A 19,854-nucleotide genomic window follows, 5' to 3' on the forward strand; every position below is an offset into this window, starting at 1 on the left:
GCCTTAATCATTCTCTTGCTCATTCTCAGTCTCGTAATATAGATGCCAGTTTGAATTACCCTCGCTGTGACAAATTTGGCATTATGTCGTGTCACACCGAGCAAATTACCCTTTGTCACACCGTCGGACGCTGTGACATGCTCTTTACTCATTCTCGTTAATAGCTTTAAGTGCTCTCGTCCCCGTATGGGCGTCGCTGTGACACGTGTCACACCGAGCTTTTTGTCACACTGTGACATTTTCTGCCCTCTCGTCCTGCTCTTGTAAGTGCTTGCTTTCATAAGCACCTCCCTTAATAAGTTATTGGTCTCTACATTACTGCATCGCAACAACTTGGGAAGTCCTTTCTGCGAAAGCGGGAACTTAGTCGCAACCCATGTACACCGGCGGAAAAATCCGCCGCAGAATCACACTATGAAATTTAGTTCTTGACCGGAACCGCTTGGGTATTTAGCTTGTTCACAGATACACAATGATACCTATATGGGTATTTGTCAACAGCTAAAAGTGCCCTAAGGGGGATATATGAAAGTGCAGACCATTGGCGAGCGCATACAAGTACTAATGAAATCAATGGGTTTGAAACAGTGGGAATTTGCCGAAAATTTCGGCGTTTCCAAGAACTCAGTCATCAGATACAAGACTGATGAACGTGATCCTGATGCCGGATTCTTAAGGAAACTGGCAGATCAAAACGTGAATATCAACTGGCTTTTGAAGGGTGAGGGACCCATGATGATACCCGGCCCCTGGGAGCATGATTCCAACATCCCGCGTAATGACCGTTACCAGATCGTCAGTGGCAGGCAACTGCTAATTGATGAACGGGGAGATACTTACATTCGTTCTTCAGTGTTCCCGATCCTAGCGGAAATTTCCGCCGGAACCCCCACTGAAGTGTTCGAGGATAAGGAAAACCGCTTACAGGTTGAAATACCGAATACTTACATCCCGCTGGGCGCTCCTAACTACATGGCCTTCATGGTGCGAGGCAGCAGTATGGCTCCCCAGATCATGAATGATGATATCGTATTGATATTTAAGACAACTGAGTGGGATAAGGTGGAAAACCTGGTCTGTGCCGTCCGGGTCGATGGAGGCATCACTCTCAAACGTGTAAAGTTCGATCGCAGAGGACAATCGCTACTGCTCGAACCGATCAATTCAGACTATAAGACTCTTATATTAGACCATGATCAGACGAGAGACGTTTTTCTGCTCGGCACACTTGCTGTCCAGTTGCGGGTTTACTGATCAGGGCTAATTCACTGTAAAACAAGGATATCCGAAACCAGTCCAAAATCAGTCCAAATTTGCAGAAATGGTGATCAAAAACGTCCAAAAAAGTCCAAAGCTCGCTGTGACACAGTCTAAAACCAGTCCGTCATAAGTCCACACCAATCAAAGCCTTATCCCCATTTGTCACACCGACGCCCATTTGCAGTTTTGGGTGACTCTTTATATGTTACATGGAGTTACTATTGTTTTCAACCATATTTATGAGGGGCATCACCATCTTGTTGGCAAATCACCCAAGAAAACGTATCATCACTAAATACATGCATAAGTCATCTCTGTCCTGGTTTTCCACTTTTTTTATGCTGTAGCCTATTTGTATGATGTCCAGATTTGCAGATTATCATTCTTCTATCTGCTTGTTTAGCTGTCGATTAGGCTTCAATCGATATTTCTAGAGTAGATTTCTCTTGACAGGATAATACGATATTTTTTTATTGATACAAGAAAGCTGAATACGAAACTCTGATTCGTCAGAAAAAAAGCAGCAAAGGAGATATGATGGACGCTATACCGCTTTTGACATTGAAGCGCTTGCCAAAGTACCTGGAAGCTTTATACAAATTTAAGCGTGCCGGGCTGAAGATGGTTTCTGCCACCAAAATTGCCGTCTTCACGGACGTCCACATGACCCAAGTACGCAAAGACCTATCTTTCACAGGAGTGGTTGGCACACCCAAGATCGGGCACAATATCGAGCAACTGATCATTGCCATCGAGAGCTGCCTGAATTGGAATGACATATCGTCCTGCTTTTTAGTTGGCGTGGGACACTTGGGAAAAGCTCTGATGGGTTATCAGGAATTGACGAAGAAGGGTCTGCGGATAATTGCGGCATTTGATAAGAGTGCGGAACTTGCAGGTACCTATTATCAGGGTATCCCGATCCATTCGATGGACAAATTTAGCAACCTGCTTTCCCGCCTCCATGTTCACATCGGTATTTTGACAGTTCCTGGTGAAGCAGCTCAGGACATTGCAGATCAAATGGTTGCAAATGGCGTATTGGCAATATGGAACTTTACTCCGGCCAAATTGAGTCTTCCGGAGGATATCATAGTAGAGAATGTGGACATGAGTTCATCCTTGGCAGTGCTTTCACGTAGAATAGCTGAAAGGTTACATATCGACAAAGCCTAAGCAGTTATAACGATTAATCCCAAAAATATACAAAATCCCTTATTCCCGAAAAACACTAAAAAATAGATATACAGGAGTTAAAATGAGTGCCGAATACACAGCCGCTCACAGCTTCAACAAGGTGATCGACATACTGGATCGTTTCGACAGAAGCGAATCCAAGATCATCCCAATCCTGCAGGCAGTACAGGAAGAATACCGTTACCTGCCTCAGGAAGTTCTTACTTTCATTGCCACATCTCTGCGCATTTCCCCTGCCAGACTGTATGGCGTTGCAACCTTTTACAGCCACTTTTCTTTGGAACCCAAGGGCAAACACATCATCAGGATGTGCGATGGAACAGCCTGCCACGTACGGGGATCCTCAGCAGTAATCGATGCCATCCGCAAGAAACTGAATCTCAGCGCAAAAAAGATTACTACCGACGATATGATGTTCACTTTTGAAACCGTATCCTGTCTGGGCGCATGTGGATTGGCACCTGTACTGGTTATTGACGACGAAGTTCACGGCCAAATGACCCCGGAACAAGCCTTACAACTGATCAGCAGCATCGAAGAGAAGGAGAAAGAAAATGCCTAAACTCGAACAAATCCGTGATGCTTATAACGAAGCGCGAGCTCTGTGTGACAAGCGCATAATCGTATGTGCCGGAACCGGATGTATTGCCAATGGTTCATTGAAAGTGTTTGAAGCCCTCAAAAATGCCATTGCTCTTAGCGGGCTGGAAGTAACCGTATCCCTGAAATCTCATGATCCCAAAGAACATAAACATCATGATGTATATATGATCAGTAGCGGATGTCAGGGTTTCTGTCAGGTTGGCCCTTTGGTAACCATCGAACCGGCAGGAATTCTATATGGACATGTGAAGCCCGAAGACGCTGAAGAGATTGTGGCTCAGTCGATCGTAAAAGACGACGTAATAGAGCGTTTACTGTATCATGATCCCGTAACCGGCACAGCGTATAAGGGCCCAACCGAGATTCCTTTTTACACCAAACAACAACGTACCGGATTGAAGGATTGCGGTAAAGTGGATCCCACCAACATCGCCGAGTACATCGCTCATGGCGGATACTTTGCAGCTCGTGACGCCTATACAAAATACGATGCTGAAGGATTGTGCAAACTGTATCAGGAAAGTGGATTGCGCGGTCGTGGTGGTGGCGGTTTTCTAACCGGTCTGAAATGGGATTTTGCCCGCAAAGAAGATAATGAAAAGAAATATGTAGTCTGCAACGGAGATGAAGGTGACCCTGGTGCGTTTATGGATCGTTCCATATTGGAAGGCAATCCCCATAGCGTAGTAGAAGGCCTGCTGATCGCTGCCCGCGCCATCGGAGCAAACGAAGGATATGTGTATGTACGCATGGAGTATCCTCTGGCTTGTTCCAGAATCCGGGAAGCCATAGCAACAGCCGAAGAATACGGCATCTTGGGAGACGATATCTTTGGTACTGGAAAAGCATTCCACATCTCCGTGATGGAAGGAGCCGGAGCATTTGTCTGCGGGGAAGAAACCGCCCTTTTGGCATCGATCGAAGGCAAACGTGGCATGCCCTCGCCCAAACCACCATTCCCAGCTCAGAAAGGCCTCTTTGGCAAGCCCACGATTATCAACAACGTGGAAACCCTGGCTTTAGTACCGATTGTAATGCAACAAGGCCCACAGAACTATCGCAAGGTAGGATTAGCAAAATCTCCCGGAACCAAGACCTTCGCACTTACCGGTCATGTAGCCAATACAGGATTGATTGAAGTACCTCTTGGTACCACTCTTCGTAAGATCGTCTTCGAGATCGGCGGCGGTGTGTTGGATAAGGACGGCAAGATCAATAACGATGCCTTCAAGGCAGTACAAATCGGCGGTCCCAGCGGTGGTTGCCTCACTCGCGAACACTTGGATCTACCACTTGATTTCGACTCCCTCGGCTCGATCGGAGCCATGGTGGGATCCGGTGGAATGGTTGTGATGAACGATAGCACATGCATGGTGGAAACCGCCCGCTACTTCATGACTTTCACTCAGCACGAATCCTGCGGAAAGTGTGTCCCTTGCCGAGAAGGGACACGGCAGATGCTGGAGATATTGGAAGATATCACCAAAGGTGAAGCAGACGAAGAAAGCCTGGAACTCTTGAAGGAAGCAGGACAAGCCGTGAAGCTTACATCCCTGTGTGGTTTGGGCAAGACTGCCCCCAATCCCGTTCTCTCCACGATGCGCTATTTTATGGACGAGTATGAAGCACACGTAAAAGCGAAGTATTGTCCCACAAAGACTTGTAAAGCCCTCAGTCCCATCAGCATAGATCCCGCTCTTTGCCGGGGCTGCACATTGTGTACACGGGTTTGCCCTGTTGGAGCCATCTCTGGTGAGGTTAAAAAGCCGCATGCTATCGATCCTATGGTCTGCATCAAGTGCGGAGCCTGTATTGCCACCTGCAAATTCAAAGCCATCAGCTAATCAGGAGATTAAAATGGAAAGATATGTATATATAAATGACCGTCCCGTACTTTGGGAAGACGAGAAAAATATCCTTGAACTGGCGCGTAAGGCGCATATCGATATCCCCACTTTTTGCTATCATAGCGAGCTGAGTCTGTATGGAGCATGCAGACTGTGTATGGTAGAAGTTGAGGGACGCGGTTTGGTGACATCATGTTCCACCGCACCTTTTGAAGGTATGAGAATCAAAACTCATACCGAGCAAATATTGAAACTACGTAAAACGATCGTGGAGATGCTGCTGGCAAACCACGATCAGGAATGCCCAAAATGCTCTCGTGCTAGCGATTGTAAGCTTAGAGATATTTCAAACAGACTAAACATCGATAAGGTACGCTTTCGCAAAACAAGGCAAGCAAAACCGAAAGATCTGGGTAGCGAAAGTCTAGTGAGAGATCCCAATAAATGCGTCCTCTGCGGTGATTGCGTGCGATTCTGCAGTGAAATACAAGGAATCGGTGCCATAGACTTTGCCGCTCGGGGACAAAATGTGAATGTAGCTGCAGCTTATGGCAAAAGCTTAGCTCAGGTAGATTGTATTAATTGCGGACAGTGCGCTGCTGTGTGCCCCACGGGTGCAATTGTGGTAAAAAGTCATATTTCTCAGACCTGGAAAGCCATTCACGATCCCTCAAAGACAGTTGTTGCCCAGATCGCACCGGCTGTACGAGTTGCTCTTGGTGAGATGTTCAACCTTCCCGCCTGCGACAATACTACGGGCAAAATGGTTGCTGCCATGCGCATTATCGGTTTTGATCATATCTATGATACTGCTTTTGCAGCGGATCTCACAGTAGTGGAAGAAGCCAATGAATTCATCGCCCGCAAGACCAAAGGAGAACAACTACCTATCTTCACATCCTGCTGTCCTGCTTGGGTGAAGTATGCTGAACAGAGCTATCCGCAGTTGTTGGGAAATCTTTCCAGTTGCCGTTCTCCCCAACAAATGTTTGGATCTATTGCAAAAGAGCGTTTGCCGGAAATGCTGAAAGTGGATAAAAAGGACTTGATTGTAGTATCCATTATGCCTTGTACTGCCAAAAAGTACGAATGCAAGCGTCCTGAATTCACTCATGATGGCATTGCAGATGTAGATATTGCTCTAACCACTCAGGAACTAGGCAAAATGATCAAGGAAGCCGGTATAGATTTTGATGCATTGGAACCGGAATCCATGGATCTGCCCATGGGCTTTGCTACAGGAGCAGGAATGATATTTGGCAATAGCGGTGGTGTGTCCGAAGCGGTTCTGCGATATGCTGCCGACAAATTCTCCATCCCGGTACCGGAAAACATCGTTCTGCAGGAAGTGCGGGGCGATTCCGGAGTACGTGAAGCCATTCTGGCAGATGGCAATCTGAAGATGGCCGTAGTATATGGAATAAAGAATGCTCAGCAGCTGTGCGATCGGATCCTTGCGGGAGAAGCAAAATACGATATCGTGGAAGTGATGGCCTGCCCTGGCGGATGCACTGGAGGAGCAGGACAACCCATCGTGATGGATCGTAATAAACGCAAGGAACGTACTACAGCCCTATATCACGCAGATAAAACCATGCCCATGCACAGAGCTCAGGACAACCCCTTTATCAACGAACTCTATGAGACTTTGCTGGACAATCCTAATAGTCACAAGGCTCATGAATTGCTGCACACTGCATACAAGCATCGTAAGCGTATTGATGACGCTGAATTATCTTTCTCTGGTATAGGTAGTGAGGATCGCTGCAAAATAAGAGTATGTGTGGGAACATCATGCTACCTCAAAGGCTCTCAGGACATCCTGGCCAAAACTCTGCAAATGGTGGAAGAAAACGCCTGGGGAAGCCATTTCGATATCGCCGCCACTTTCTGCAGCGAAAAATGCGATAAAGGCCCCAATGTGAGAATCGGCGACGAAGTGATCCACAAAGCCACTCTTGAGCAAGTCAAAAATCTCATCAGCAAAGAAGCGGAAAAGAGACTAAAATGAAGAAGATCCTGATCTGTATGGGGAGCTCGTGTTTTGCCCGTGAAAACAGAGATAACCTCCGTGTGATCGAGGAGTTTCTCAAAAATCACGGGATACTCGATAGTGTGCATATCGAAGGCTCGCTCTGTATGGGGCAATGCCATCGGGGACCAAACATTACCATCAACGGCAATGAATACCACGAAGTACGTGGAGAGGAATTGCCGGAGATACTCAGGAAAGAACTAATAGAACTATGAACAGACCGATTTACACCGAAAAAACACAATGTCAGGATTGTTATAAATGCGTCCGGGAATGCCCGGTTAAGGCTATCCGGGTAGTGGACGGCAGCGCTCAGGTAATGCCTGAAGCGTGTATCCTCTGCGGTCGCTGCACGGAAGTATGCCCAGTGGGAGCTAAAAAGATCAGGGATGATCTGGGATTGGCAATGCAGTTGCTGGAAGACAAGAAGCAAGTGTATGTGTCTCTTGCTCCATCTTTCAGAACAGAGTTCAATGGAATGAATGAAGCAAAACTGATCGGGGCTATCCGTAGCCTTGGTTTTGCCGGTGTGTCGGAAACAGCATTGGGAGCGCAGGTGGTGTCATCTGCCTGCGCTCAATTGCTCCGTGAGAAAGAAAACCCGCTGATGATATCTTCCGCATGTCCCAGCATGATCCACCTCATTGAACAATATTATCCGGATCTGGTTCCTTACATAACTCCTGTTTCTTCTCCTCTGCAAGCTCATTGCAAGCTCTTGAGAGAAGAGTATGGGAAAGACATCGGTATCGTGTTTATCGGGCCCTGTATCGCCAAAAAGAACGAAAGCACAGACAGCTTTGATGTCGCTCTCACTTTTGTAGATCTGAGAAGATGGTTCAATCTGAATATTATCAATTGGGACGAGGTTTCTCTTGAAGATGGCTTTGTTCCAAAAGCTGCTGAAGAAGGCGGATTGTATCCTATAGACGGTGGTATGGCAGAAGGCATCAGGTACTTTGGCGTTTCGGAAGATACTTTATTTATGAGCTTCTCCGGGGTCGGGGAGATAATAGAGGCTTTTGATGAAATCAATACCCAGGGTTTTAACCACCCGGTATTTGTGGAAGCTTTAGCCTGCGTTGGCGGTTGCGTTAACGGCCCGGGAGTAAGCAAAAGAGGATCGATAGCTCAGAAACGTTATAAAGTGCAGACTCTTACACCACCAGCTCCTCCATTGCGAGATATGAAATTTCTGGATATAGAGAAGACTTTTCATGAGAGAGAGATAAAGAAATGTGCTCACGACAAGCAGGAGATAGCAGCTGCATTGTTAAGAATCGGGAAAAAGCGTGTAGAAGAAGAGCTTAATTGCGGTGGTTGCGGATACAACACTTGCAAAGAATTTGCCTGCGCTTTAATCGAAGAGAAAGCCGAACCCGCAATGTGCGTATCCTACCTGCGCAAACTCGCTCAAAACAAAGCTACTGCTCTGATCAAAGCTATGCCTTCTGGTGTAGTGATCGTTGATGAAAACCTGAAGATCATAGAAAGTAACGACCGCTTTATCAAGATCATCGGTGGAGACGCCAGCATCATCTCCGAAGCTGACCCGAATCTGGAAGGGGCATATTTAGAACGCCTGGTGGATTTCCACGAACTCTTTGCAGAAGCTCTCAGAGAAGGAACGGAAGTAAAGATTACGGACATCCGCAGAAACGGGCGTATCATTCGCTTAACCCTCTTCTCCATCCAAAAGCATCTAGTTCTGGGTGGGATTCTGCAGGACATCACCGAACCGATGATTCAAAGCGAACAGATTATCGAGAAAGCAAACGAGGTAATGAAAAAAAACCTCACTACAGTGCAACAGATTGCTTTCCTACTGGGAGAAAACGCCGCTGACAGCGAAGTGTTGCTCTCATCAATCATCCAGAGCTTTGCAGACAAGGATTCGGTAAAGTGACTTCATACTTTTTGGAAGTTGACCACTTTCATATCTGTAAAAGCGGTTATCTCTCCTGCGGAGACACTTTCTACAGCATAAAAAATGAGAATGGTATTATATGTGTGCTTGCAGATGGTTTGGGAAGCGGAATCAAAGCCAGCGTGCTTTCCACGCTTACCACCACAATGGCCGCAGGATTTATGTCCTCGAAAGTTGATATCAAGCGCGCTGCGGAGATCATCCTGGAAACACTCCCCGTATGCTCATATAGAAAGATAGGATATAGTACCTTTACCATCATAGAGGCCAGCAATAGCGGTCACATCAGGGTTATTGAGCACGACAATCCACCCTATGTGTTATTGAGAGATGGCAACAGCTTTCCAGTGGAAAAACAGGAGATACCTATCAAGACCTTCCGCAAAAGCCACTTATACTATTCAGAACTGGACCTTTTGCCCGGCGACAGAGTACTGTATTTCTCTGATGGCGTCACTCAATCCGGAATGGGACTACCTCACCTCCCCTTGGGATGGCAGGAAAGCGGAGTTGAAAAGTATCTGGAGAAGCTGCTCAAAGAAAGCCCTGCCATATCTGCCAGTGAGATATCTCGCAGAGTCACTTTTAAAGCGCGGGAATATGATGGAAACAAGGCAGCAGACGACATTAGTTGTGCCGCTCTCTATTTGCGTAATCCGCGTAGAACAATGCTTGTTACTGGCCCTCCCTACAAGAAGGAACATGACAGCACATTGGCAGAAATCGTAAGCAGCTTTGATGGCAGAAAACTGGTTTGTGGAGGTACGACTGCTGCAATCCTTTCCCGGGAGTTGAAGACACCCATAAAGGTGAATCTCAAAGAAATCAGGACCAATTCTGATGTGCCTCCCAGTGCCGAGATGAAGGGCTTCGATCTGGTGAGTGAGGGTACGATCACATTATCCCGCTGTCTCAGCGCTCTGCAAGATGGCCTCTCTCCGGACAAGATGCCGAATAACGCTGTCAAACGCTTGATTACAATCCTTTTGGATAGCGATATCATTGAATGCGTGGTGGGTACCAAGATCAACGATGCTCATCAAGATCCCGCTCTTCCCAAAGACCTGGAAATCCGCAGAAACTTGATGAAGCAATTCTGCAAAGTACTGGAAAGGAAGTATATGAAATCAACCAGGATCGTTTTCATATAGATCCTGAAAGGTTTATAGAAAGTTAGCTTCCCTAGTGCCTGAAGATAATTGCTATTTCCCTCTGTGCGCTTTCTGGGGAATCCGAAGCATGAGCCCCGTTATCCGTAATACCATCGCCATACAGAGCCCGAATAGTACCCGGTTTCCGCTTTTCGGGAATCACATCTCCAATGATCTCTCTGAGCAGATGGATAGCGTTCTCTCTTTCCAAGAGCAAGGCAACCGTATCTCCCGAACACATAAAGCTCTCCAACCGGGGATAGAAGTCCTTGTTCAGATGATCCGCATAAAAGAGCCGGCAAAGCTGTTCATCAAAGCGGAATAGTTTGATGTTCAATATATTAAAGCGATGTTCCTCAAGTATGCTGATGATGTGCCCAACATGGTGATGGGCAACTGCGTTTGGTTTTATCAGAAAGAGACTGCGCTCGATCATCTCTTTACGTATATGGTCTCTACATAATCCAGAGCAGCAACTTTAATTGAGATGTCGCGGTTTAAAACCTGACTCATTTTGACTTTATGGAGCAGAATCTCGGTCCAGATTTCAAAGACTTCGCCGGCTTTAAAATCCTGACCCGTATATAGCTTCAGCATATCCGGATAGAATTCATCCCGATCGGAATCGACCCGCGCGATCACGAGCTTTTGGGAATCTGCACAGAGGTCATATTCTTTATGCCGGATGTCTATCACGGCATAGCCCAGCTTCAAGAGGTTTTCAAAATTGATCTGTAATTCAGCGTTGTTCAGCATCTTCGGAACTCCCGTTTAAATTTTCTCGACAGATTTGCATCTGCTTGATTTATTGGTATCCAAACTGAATTCCTTCTGCTTTACGTCAAGTAGAATTTCAGAAAAAACTACCATATGGAGTTAGGATGTCCTCTTTCCAGATGCTAAGCGATTATGTGCCCGCCGGTGATCAGCCCCAAGCCATTGATGAACTTGTAAGCGGAGTACAAAACGGCAAACAGTTTCAAGTGCTTTTAGGGGTTACAGGTAGCGGAAAAACCTTCACCATCGCCAATGTGATACAGAAGCTGAATCGCCCCACTTTGGTGCTCTCGCACAATAAAACCCTGGCCGCTCAGCTTTACGGTGAATTGAAACAACTATTCCCGGATAACGCTGTGGAGTACTTTATCTCCTATTACGACTATTATCAACCCGAAGCCTATATCCCAGGAAAAGACATCTATATAGAAAAGGACTCGGATATCAACTCCGAGATCGAGAAGCTAAGACTAAGGGCTACCATGAGCCTGATGGAACGCCGTGATGTGATTATTGTAGCTTCTGTGTCCTGCATATATGGCCTGGGTGTGCCCGAAGAGTATCGGGAAGCGCTGATCCGCCTGAAAGTAGGAATGCGGATGGAGCGGGAAGAATTGCTCAAAAAGCTCATTACGGCTCATTATTCCCGCAACGACATCGCATTCGAACGTGGAGCTTTCAGAGTCCGTGGAGATACCGTAGATATATATCCCGCCTATCTGGAGCACTGTTTGCGGGTGGAATTCTTTGGTGATGAAATCGTGAATCTGGAAAAGCTCCATCCCATATCATACAAGAGTTTGGGTGCGGTCGAGGAGTATCCGGTGTATCCCGCCATACACTTTATCATGAACGAGGATAAAATGGCGCAAGCATTGCACAACATTGAGTCCGAAATGAATCAGCGTGTACAATACTATCTGGACAATCAACGTTATGTGGAAGCAGACAGATTAAAACAACGCACCATGTTCGACATCGAAATGCTGCGTGAACTTGGCTTTTGCAGCGGCATCGAGAACTACAGTCGCCACCTCACGGGATCAGCAGCCGGAGAACCTCCAAACTGCCTTCTGGATTACTTCCCGAAAGACTTCCTCTTTGTGATCGACGAATCTCACGCAACCATACCCCAAGTTCATGGTATGTACGGCGGAGATTTCACACGCAAGAAGAACCTCATCGAATACGGTTTCAGATTGCCCTCTGCGTTTGATAACAGGCCGCTACGCTTTGATGAATTTGAGACCCATCTCAACAATGTGATCTTTGTCTCTGCCACTCCTTCAGCCTATGAATTGGAGAAGACGAACGGTGAGATCGTTGAGCAAGTGATTCGCCCCACAGGTCTCACAGATCCGGAAATTGAGGTAAAACCCATCAAGAATCAGGTGGATGACCTCATAGCGCAATCCAAGGAACGAGTGGCAAAAGGTCATAAAGTCTTGGTGATGACTCTCACAAAGCGTATGGCAGAAGACCTCAGCACATATCTGAACAAAGCCGGAGTGCGTAGCAAATACCTCCACAGCGATATAGACAGTATTGGCAGAGCGAAATTGATCCGAGAATTGCGTTTGGGAGAATTTGACGTCCTGGTGGGAGTTAATCTCTTGCGCGAAGGGCTTGATCTGCCTGAAGTATCTTTAGTAGCCATTCTGGACGCCGATAAAACCGGTTTCCTGCGTTCTGCCCGATCCTTAATCCAAATCTCCGGCAGAGCTGCCCGTAATGTTGAGGGTAAGGTAGTATTCTATGCCGATGTGATTACCGATGCTATGCAACATACCATCGACGAGACCAACCGAAGGCGCAAAAAACAACTGGCTTACAACCTTGAACACGGTATTACTCCTACTACCATCATGAAAACTGTAGAACAGATCATGCAATCAACCGCAATCGCAGAAGGCTACGAAAAGAAAGAAGAAGATGTAGATCAAAAGCCCCAAAAAGAAGAATTCCAAGAGTATCTGGATCTGGATTCGGTATCCAAAGTACTGGAACTATTGAAAAAAGAAATGCAGAAAGCCGCTGCAAACTTGGATTTTGAACGTGCTGCGGAGTTGAGAGACAGAATCTGGGAATTGCAAAATTACAGTACCAAACCTGAATAACGAACTCAGTACCGACGAAAAACGGGATGCCCCAGGTAGTTATGATGCCTTGCTTAATCCTGTATGCTGAGAGATAATGATGCTGCAGCTACGGCACTTTCTTTCCGCTCTTCTTGAAGCTGAGTTGAACGGGATATAAGGCAGTTATCAAGCAGTGGTCACTCGATGATAACCCGATGATATCTGCATCGTCACCCGGTAATTCAAAGGGATAGACACGGCATTGGAGATGTGTTCTGTGAGGGAAATATTGGTAAGCTTACAGCATCTATGAATATCTGGAAAAATGAGAAAAGCAGAACCGAAGCTCTGCCTTTCTTTTTGGTTGTCAAAATGTTAAGTATTACTTTTTGACAGCGTCTTTCAGTTTTTTACCCGCTTTGAAAACAGGAACTTTTCGTGCCGGAATCTTCAAAGGAGCTTTGGTTTTGGGATTGATGCCTTTACGAGCTTTGCGGTGTGCAACGCTGAAAGAGCCAAAACCAACCAGAGAAACCTTTCCGCCCTTTTTAAGGGTCAATGTGATTCCTTCAAGAACGGATGCAAGTGCAAGACCGGCTACTTTTTGGGTTACGCCGGCATCGGACGCGATCTTTTTAACTAATTCATCTCTGCTCATTTTACCTCCTCTTGTAGTTTAGATAAGCGTTAGAGATATTTCAAAGTATAGAGAATGCACTCTTATAAATTCTGTCAACCAAAAAAATCCGTTTGTAGCCTTGATTTGAGGCCGATTTGCCCGATTCGGGGCTTACAAATATACATATAGTATTGCAAGACATTCACATAGGTAGTGTTCAAAATAATACACAAATATCCCTATTTTTTTTCAAGTCAAGGCTCTAGCCCCTATTTTTAAGTTGACAGAATCACCTCATTATAGATGATGCGCATAGAAAAAAAACTGGAGGATTTAATGGTGAAACACAGAATTCCCGCTCTTGTCGCTCTAATGGTTTTGATACTTGTGAGCGCTTGCTCCTCAAATAAACAAATTGAAGTGGAACCTGAACCGACGAGAAACCCCCTTGTTCTTGCACGAGAAGCGGCCGCTGTCGGCGCAGAAAACTATGAAGGTGGCATGTTTGAGGCTGCAATAATGTCTTTTAATGAAGCGATTGAGCTCTTTACTGAAGCTGCTCCTACTGCATCCCCCGGCGATTCCATAGCTCAAAACATCGAAAGCATGCAGCTCAACATCGCAAAAACACATGTTGATCTGGCCTATGAAAGCATCGAAGCCAGCATGTATAATGAAGCCATCCAACACTATGAAACCGCTCTGAATATCTACAAAAATCATGAACCAGTACGCATCAGCCAAACAGAACTGGACGACTATGTGAAAGGAGCGCTAAACAACCTCGCAATCGCATCCAAGAGTTCACACAAGTTTGAAGCTGCATTGGGTTATTACGACCAGCTTCTGGAAATGGATCCCAACAACGCCGACGTCCTGAATGCCAAGTTCTTCTTACTGAAGGATGATATCAAAGACAACGCTCGCGCTTTTCAGGTTTTGGAAGATTATGCCACTGTGTCCAACGATGCTTCTGCCTACATCATGTTAGCCGATGGTTATGCTCAAGCCGGCGACATCGAACAGGCAGAGAAAGCATATCTTAAAGCCGAAACTTTGCGTTCGGATGCTGACACATTCACCCGCATTGCCAATTTCTATAGGGCAAACAGCCAATGGGAGAAAGCAAATATCTATCTTGAGAAATTAGTTGCAACCCAACCTGAAGCATCTATCCTGGCAGTGGTTTATTCCCAGATCGGCCAGAACTATAATAAGTTAAACAACCGTAACAAAATGATAGAATACCTGGAAAAATCCGTGAATATCAATCCTGATCCCCGGATTGCCCTTTCCATAGCCGGACACTATAACAGTGTAAAGAACTGGGGTAAGGTTATTCAATACAGCACCATCGTGTTAAACTCAGAACCCAACAACTCTGATGCCCGTATACTGCGTGGTATCTCCTACTATCAGCAAAAGAACAATACTGCAGCTAAAGCCGATTTAGAAAGACTCACGTCTGATCCCAAATACGGGAACCAAGCTCAGGCTATCCTGAAGGCAATTAAGTAATAAACACAAAGCTATAGGCGGGCGGAATGCGTTTTCGTCCGCCGATTTTTTAATATGAAGAAACTAAAGACGGACGGATCAATCAAGGCTATATACCAAAGTCGCGAAGGCACGAAAGTATCGCGACCGATTGTGGGTGCAATAGTCCCCGCCGGCTTCCCTTCACCTGCCCAAGACTATATTGAGGGCATGCTCGATATATCTGAGCATCTTATCCGCCATCCTTCTTCTACTTTCTTTATGTATGCAGACGGCTATTCCATGATCGGTGCAGGTATTCAACCCGGTGATCTCTTGATAGTTGACCGCTCCATAGAAGCTCAATCCAACAGCATAATCATTGCAATTGTGGATAATGAGCTTACGCTAAAGAGGTTGCGGATTGAGGACGGACAATACTGGTTGATCCCCGAAAATGAGGAATTCCAACCCATTCATATCGACGAGGAGATGGATTTCATCGTGTGGGGAGTTGTTACTTTTGTAATCCACCAGCTTTGATGTTACGTGCATTTTGTCTCACTACCATATATATAACGCTACTTTTTGTACCTCTGTATGGTTCTGACTATTCCTTCCAGGAAAACATCAGCCTGGTGCCCACCCAAGACACATACAAACTAAGCCATGCAAACATAGTATCGCTTTCCGAGAGTGTAAGCGGAGATTCCCTATCCTATGTAAAGGATATTGATTACAAATTCGATTACAAAGCCGGCAAGCTGACATTGCTAGAGCCCATAAATAGCTCACATCTTTCTGTGAGCTATCTGATTATCCCTCCCAAACTTGCAACACAACGCAGACTTTATGAGAGAATTGCAATTCAAGACACCATAAAGATTGTAAGAAAGCAAAACAACCGAGATTGGTTCTCGTCCAATAGCAAGCTCGACATCAGCGGCAGCAAAACATTCTCGCTCAGCTTTTCCGAAACCGGAGAAACAGATTTGCTGCAATCTCTGTATGTGAATCTAAATGGTGAAATTTCCAAAGAGGTAAAGATAAATGCCCAGCTCTCAGATAGTCAGAGTAAACTTAGTCCCGAAGGAGACAGCAAGGAGCTCTCGAGCTTGGATCAGGTGTTCGTGAGAGTCTATGGCAAAAAGTGGGAATTGGGGATGGGCGACCTTGATCTGCAGTACACAAACAGCCGTTACTTGAATTATCAGACCAAACTGGAAGGTATTGCTGCGTCATACTCCTCGGAACATGAATTATCAGCGGCATTCAGTGCAGCAAGCGGTAAACGCGCTTTTATGCAGATAAGCATAATTGATGGCAAGCAGGGGCCATATTATCTAAGCGCAAACTCCACTCAACGCAGTTTCATAGTTGTTGCTGGAACTGAACAAATCTACGTTGACGGTGTACAATTGGATCGCGGGAGTGATTACTACATAGATTACAGCGAAGGCTCCGTAATGTTCCGTCGCATCGTAAGTTCCTTGAATTCCGTAAATGTCTGGTTCCAGTATTCGGATGAGAATTACAAGCAGTCGAATTACTACAGCAGCTCAAAGCTCAATCTCCTGCCTGGTCTCAGTATCAGCCATCACATGGTTCATCAGGTAGATTCAAAGGATAATCCGCTTTTATTTAGCTTCACCGATGCCGATCTGGACAGCCTTAATGCAGCCGGAGATGGAATGGTAGTAACAGATGGAGTGATGGAGACCGAGCCCGGCAGCGGCAATTATATCCTGCTATACGACGGTATTGGCAATCCTTACTATGAATATGCCCCAGGAGATTCCAGCGCTATATACAACGTCGTATTTAGCTATATGGGACCGGGAAACGGTGATTATGAAGAGTATTCTGTGGGCAGATACCGATACGTGGGAGCAAATCTCGGCTCTTGGCAAGCGGTTAAGACCATCATTGCCCCTGCCACCCGCAGTAACATCGAGCTGAGTATAAATTACCAAGGTGACTACCTGGGTAGTGGAATTGACGGTTTATATAGCTACAACGATGCAAACACTCTTTCCTCCAAAGATGATCATGACAACTCAGCGGGTATCGTCTCAGCATGGCTGGCCTTATCCAATCCGGATCAGCCCTTTAGGGCAAAACTTGATGCCAGCCACAGATTTGCCAATACCTATAGATTTGGTAGCGATGGTGCCCCCGAACAGGATTTTGCTGCTCTGGCCGATGGCGATTCCCTTCAAATGAGCAATATCGATCTGAGTATGGCATACATCGGAGACTTCTTCAAACCGGATTTGCTGATACGATATCGGGAGCTCAGTTCACGTTACACGCAAAGAGCCATCCGCTTTTCTTCAGACAGCCCCGCCCGCGCTTGGTTGCCGTATTTGAAATTGAGAAACACAATATCAGATCAAAAGGGCAAGCAGAGCAGCATGTTGATGTATCATAGCGCAGACATTGGTTGGAGATATGGACTAATGGGACTTAGCCTGGCAGGGCTGTACTCCAGTTTTGAAGAAGAAGACACATCACTACCGGGCACGAGATTGATGAGATGGCAACCGACATTTGATGTAAATAATAAGAACCATTTGACCACATTATCCTATACTGAAGACATAAACAGTATAAAAGTTAATGATTGGCAAGAAATCAATTCCCAACAGACCTACATGATGAGACACAGTAGCAATTTTGAAAAGCACAGATTGGATATGGATTACAGCCATCGCATCATCCACAATCGTACCAGTGAAACCAATCCCAAGAGCAATTACGATCTGTTTGCTTTCCGCTCCAGCCACAATCTCTTTAAAGGCGCTTTCAATCTCTTTGGAAATTATCAATTGAACCAAACAGAGTTTTATCCCAAAATCCGTGACTTGGTATGGGTGGGCACAAGTCAGGGTATATACGACAGCACAGGAGTTGTGGTGGACGATGGTGAATATATATACGAGTACATCACATCTCCCACAGGAAGCCTCTCATCCGAGATTTCAGCGACCGCAGGTTTGTACTTGAAACCCGGGCTGTATCTTAAATCTCCTTTATGGCAACGAATTCATAGCGATATCTCGGTAAGTGCCAATGAACAACGCGACCAGGGAGCCGCGTGGCAAAGCTACCTCTTTCTACCAGATCATTCATATAACGATGATACTATATATGGTCGCAGGGCTCTCATACAGAACTTATGGTTGGATTTGTACCGTGGGCGCATATTGACAAATCTCAGCCTGGAACGAAACCGAAGCATGGATCAACGCTATCAAGATAATGAGCGCATGAGCGATAATAAAGAGCAACTCCAATTTGACTTTCGGGATTTCTATGATGTGAACACTCGCATCGCCCTGGCTCACGAACAGCAGAACGAAAGCCGCTATCAATCTGAAACCAATCTCTGGAAAACCTCTGTCCTTACAGAAAAGATACTGAATCCGCAGAGTACAATCCAAGTGGAAAGTGGATACCAAAACGAAGAGGGGAAGCAACAACAACAGATTGATACCTACAGCCTGAAGCATATATATCTATCCAGTTCCCTGCGTAGTGTCTTCATGCAGAAATACCGGATTACCATGAGCTTCAGCCTCGGTTACAATCATCGGGAAGGTAATGCCTTTCTGCTGTTTCTGCCTCAGAAACGAGAAGGCTGGCTGGCAGACGCAAATCTGTCCATTATATATAGGATAAACGACTTCAGCTCATTCAGTTTGGAATACCGGATGGGAAAATATCCCGATGACGATGCCAAACACAATCTTAAGCTGGAGTTTAAAGCGGAGTTGTAGGATGCCTTTTTCGATCAGTCCCTTGGATTTTGTTATTGTGCTGCCCTTTATTTTCCTGGCAGGCCTCATTGATGCAATTGCGGGAGGCGGCGGGTTGATATCCTTGCCTGCCTATTGGAGCGTGGGGATACCTCCGCATATGGCTTTGGGAACAAATAAGTTCTCTTCTTGCTGTGGAACTTTTTTTGCCACTTCCAGATATTTCAGGGCCGGCATGATTGATATCCCAGTAGCCCTGTTGAGTGCCTGCATGGCACTATTGGGGTCTTGGATGGGAGCCAGTACCGCTCTTATCGTATCAGCAAAATTCTTGAACTATCTGCTTATCGTCCTCATCCCTGCGATTACCATCGTCACTCTGATCCGCAAACAACTGGGCTTTCAGGACAAAGCTGATCTGTTGAAACTGGAATACAGACTGGCTCTGGGTTCTGTTGCAGGATTGGTGATCGGTTTCTACGATGGCTTTTTTGGTCCGGGTACGGGTACTTTTCTGATCCTCATCTACTCGACTTTGCTCCATTATGATTTTGTGCGGGCAAACGGTATCACAAAAGTAGTGAACCTGGCTTCAAATGTAGCCGCTCTTATCACTTTTGCCAAAGCCGGAGTAATCTATTATCCGCTGGCAATACCTGCAGCCATTTGTGGAATTGCTGGAAATCTCATCGGATCACACATGGTGGTGTTGCGAGGTAACAAACTCATCAAACCGGTCTTCATCCTGGCCTTAATCTTGTTACTGGGAAGAGTATTGTACAATGTAATCGATTAGATTATTGTGCTTGAACTAGGGTTATACCAATACCATCAATCGGTTTGATGAGGTTATCTGATCGATCCAGCTTTCTATATAACATTTGTGATGTTACGAGAGCTTCTATCAGTCAATAAGATAGCTTCAGATGTTAAACAGCTTTCAGAATTTGCACCTAGTTTGTTGATCTTTATACACTAGCGAACTTAGATAAATAGGAATTGACCTTATCCCCGAAATTTACACCAGCAGAAGAGTGACACATGGGTCAGCAACAGCCGTTTTTTCTGATCAAAAATTTCCCGCTTTACAGCAGGAGCTTGTCGGGAGAATTTGTTGCTCAGAAAA

At 45.8% G+C, this 19,854-nt stretch carries 16 protein-coding genes; 13 read left to right on the top strand and 3 right to left on the bottom strand.

The window, feature by feature from the left end:
- Window positions 1-525 precede the first annotated feature (525 nt).
- The 8 genes from PHF32_06735 (at window position 526) to PHF32_06770 (ending at window position 10,020) form a co-directional block, all read left to right on the top strand.
- On the top strand, window positions 526-1,254 hold the full coding sequence (locus PHF32_06735) for an XRE family transcriptional regulator (GenBank protein MDD4560414.1): 729 nt from the start codon (window positions 526-528) through the stop codon (window positions 1,252-1,254).
- A 540-nt stretch (window positions 1,255-1,794) separates the two neighbouring features.
- Complete coding sequence (locus tag PHF32_06740; protein MDD4560415.1) at window positions 1,795-2,436, top strand: redox-sensing transcriptional repressor Rex; 642 nt, start codon at window positions 1,795-1,797, stop codon at window positions 2,434-2,436.
- A gap of 82 nt (window positions 2,437-2,518) precedes the next feature.
- A complete protein-coding gene (nuoE, locus tag PHF32_06745; protein ID MDD4560416.1) occupies window positions 2,519-3,019 on the top strand; it encodes an NADH-quinone oxidoreductase subunit NuoE in 501 nt (166 codons plus the stop codon).
- Window positions 3,012-4,904: an NADH-ubiquinone oxidoreductase-F iron-sulfur binding region domain-containing protein gene (locus PHF32_06750; GenBank protein ID MDD4560417.1), complete on the top strand. Its 1,893-nt coding sequence runs from the start codon at window positions 3,012-3,014 to the stop codon at window positions 4,902-4,904. Before nuoE ends, PHF32_06750 begins: the two co-directional genes overlap by 8 nt.
- A gap of 13 nt (window positions 4,905-4,917) precedes the next feature.
- Complete coding sequence (locus PHF32_06755; protein ID MDD4560418.1) at window positions 4,918-6,918, top strand: [FeFe] hydrogenase, group A; 2,001 nt, start codon at window positions 4,918-4,920, stop codon at window positions 6,916-6,918.
- The gene (locus PHF32_06760) at window positions 6,915-7,157 is read left to right on the top strand and encodes a (2Fe-2S) ferredoxin domain-containing protein (protein MDD4560419.1); all 243 of its coding nucleotides are present in this window, start codon (window positions 6,915-6,917) and stop codon (window positions 7,155-7,157) included. The genes PHF32_06755 and PHF32_06760 overlap by 4 nt, the downstream gene beginning before the upstream one ends.
- Window positions 7,154-8,848, top strand: coding sequence for a [Fe-Fe] hydrogenase large subunit C-terminal domain-containing protein (locus PHF32_06765; GenBank protein ID MDD4560420.1), 1,695 nt, complete (start codon window positions 7,154-7,156; stop codon window positions 8,846-8,848). The genes PHF32_06760 and PHF32_06765 overlap by 4 nt, the downstream gene beginning before the upstream one ends.
- A complete protein-coding gene (locus tag PHF32_06770) occupies window positions 8,845-10,020 on the top strand; it encodes a SpoIIE family protein phosphatase (protein ID MDD4560421.1) in 1,176 nt (391 codons plus the stop codon). Before PHF32_06765 ends, PHF32_06770 begins: the two co-directional genes overlap by 4 nt.
- Before the next feature lie 31 nt (window positions 10,021-10,051).
- Here PHF32_06770 and PHF32_06775 read toward each other — a convergent pair whose 3' ends face one another.
- Together PHF32_06775 and PHF32_06780 are read right to left on the bottom strand one after the other, a co-directional pair.
- The gene (locus PHF32_06775) at window positions 10,052-10,456 is read right to left on the bottom strand and encodes a nucleoside-diphosphate kinase (protein ID MDD4560422.1); all 405 of its coding nucleotides are present in this window, start codon (window positions 10,454-10,456) and stop codon (window positions 10,052-10,054) included.
- Window positions 10,453-10,776 (bottom strand): hypothetical protein, encoded by a 324-nt coding sequence (locus tag PHF32_06780; GenBank protein ID MDD4560423.1) that lies wholly within the window; start codon window positions 10,774-10,776, stop codon window positions 10,453-10,455. The genes PHF32_06775 and PHF32_06780 overlap by 4 nt, the downstream gene beginning before the upstream one ends.
- Window positions 10,777-10,901: 125 nt before the next feature.
- Here PHF32_06780 and uvrB point away from each other — a divergent pair, with 125 nt between their 5' ends.
- Window positions 10,902-12,914 carry an excinuclease ABC subunit UvrB gene (uvrB, locus tag PHF32_06785; GenBank protein ID MDD4560424.1) on the top strand — a complete coding sequence of 671 codons (2,013 nt, stop codon included), beginning with the start codon at window positions 10,902-10,904 and terminating at the stop codon, window positions 12,912-12,914.
- Between the two features lie 343 nt (window positions 12,915-13,257).
- Here uvrB and PHF32_06790 read toward each other — a convergent pair whose 3' ends face one another.
- On the bottom strand, window positions 13,258-13,533 hold the full coding sequence (locus PHF32_06790) for an HU family DNA-binding protein (GenBank protein ID MDD4560425.1): 276 nt from the start codon (window positions 13,531-13,533) through the stop codon (window positions 13,258-13,260).
- 297 nt (window positions 13,534-13,830) lie between these two features.
- Between PHF32_06790 and PHF32_06795 the strand changes: the two genes are divergently transcribed.
- The 4 genes from PHF32_06795 to PHF32_06810 are packed head-to-tail and all read left to right on the top strand — an operon-like array spanning window position 13,831 to window position 19,524.
- Window positions 13,831-15,012, top strand: a complete 1,182-nt coding sequence (locus tag PHF32_06795; protein MDD4560426.1) for a hypothetical protein — start codon at window positions 13,831-13,833, stop codon at window positions 15,010-15,012.
- 54 nt (window positions 15,013-15,066) lie between these two features.
- Window positions 15,067-15,513, top strand: coding sequence for a translesion error-prone DNA polymerase V autoproteolytic subunit (gene umuD / locus PHF32_06800; GenBank protein ID MDD4560427.1), 447 nt, complete (start codon window positions 15,067-15,069; stop codon window positions 15,511-15,513).
- Window positions 15,513-18,749 (top strand): hypothetical protein, encoded by a 3,237-nt coding sequence (locus tag PHF32_06805; GenBank protein MDD4560428.1) that lies wholly within the window; start codon window positions 15,513-15,515, stop codon window positions 18,747-18,749. Before umuD ends, PHF32_06805 begins: the two co-directional genes overlap by 1 nt.
- A 1-nt stretch (window position 18,750) precedes the next feature.
- Window positions 18,751-19,524 carry a TSUP family transporter gene (locus PHF32_06810; GenBank protein ID MDD4560429.1) on the top strand — a complete coding sequence of 258 codons (774 nt, stop codon included), beginning with the start codon at window positions 18,751-18,753 and terminating at the stop codon, window positions 19,522-19,524.
- Window positions 19,525-19,854: the final 330 nt, after the last annotated feature.

It is taken from the genome of Candidatus Cloacimonadota bacterium, assembly GCA_028706475.1.
In the GTDB taxonomy this organism is placed as follows: domain Bacteria; phylum Cloacimonadota; class Cloacimonadia; order Cloacimonadales; family Cloacimonadaceae; genus UBA5456.